This is a genomic window from Vibrio sp. 10N.222.49.A3, from assembly GCF_041475145.1.
In the GTDB taxonomy this organism is placed as follows: Bacteria; Pseudomonadota; Gammaproteobacteria; order Enterobacterales; family Vibrionaceae; genus Vibrio; species Vibrio tasmaniensis_A.
Window position 1 is genome coordinate 1 of record NZ_JBFRVM010000148.1, and the last position, 310, is coordinate 310.

The following is a 310-nucleotide window of genomic DNA, read 5'->3' on the forward strand; positions in this document are numbered from 1 at the left end:
GGGCGATTAGCTCAGTTGGGAGAGCACCTGCCTTACAAGCAGGGGGTCACTGGTTCGAGCCCGGTATCGCCCACCATCTTTAAGTATTCTCGTTAAGAGAGTATTTAAAAATGGTTTTGAAAGTTTAAAACTTGAAAAACTCTTGCTCTTTAATAATTTGGAAAGCTGATTGATTACTTACGAGTAATTCAATCAAATTTAAAAGTTCTCAATGTTTATCTGCTCTTAGTTAATAAGAACGGCATAAACACAACAAACACATTCAAGTGTCTTGTATTCGATTCAAACTTGTTTGAATCACAATTGAGTC

The 310-nt window shown here is 36.5% G+C and carries 1 tRNA gene; it reads left to right on the plus strand.

Features of this window, described 5'->3' with window-relative positions:
* A tRNA-Val gene (locus AB4589_RS20560) sits at window positions 1–76 on the plus strand.
* Window positions 77–310: the final 234 nt, after the last annotated feature.